The 264-nt window shown below is 45.5% G+C and carries 1 protein-coding gene; it reads left to right on the top strand.

Annotation, left to right across the window (positions count from 1 at the left end; genetic code table 11):
- A partial coding sequence (locus ACQRCC_RS15625; RefSeq protein ID WP_427851665.1) for an RNA-guided endonuclease InsQ/TnpB family protein occupies nucleotides 1-264 on the top strand: 264 nt, incomplete at both ends.

Here is a 264-nt window from a genome sequence, read left to right as displayed (position 1 = left end):
CCGGCTGAACAGAGAGCAGCGAAAGCTGTCACGTTGTAAATGTGGAAGTTCGAATTATCAGAAACAGAAGAAAAAGGTGGCACTCTGCCATGAGAAGGTCAAAAACCAGAGGCGAGATTTTCATCATAAGTTGAGTCGAAAACTGGCTGATGAGTATGATGTAGTTGCTGTCGAAGATCTGAACATGAAGGCAATGAGCAGGTGTCTGAATTTCGGGAAGAGTGTTGCGGACAACGGTTATGGAATGTTGCTGAACATGCTGGG

The sequence above is a fragment of the Sporofaciens sp. SGI.106 genome, from assembly GCF_050314255.1.
Taxonomy (GTDB): Bacteria; Bacillota; Clostridia; order Lachnospirales; family Lachnospiraceae; genus Claveliimonas.
This window is presented reverse-complemented; position numbering and strand designations above follow the sequence as displayed.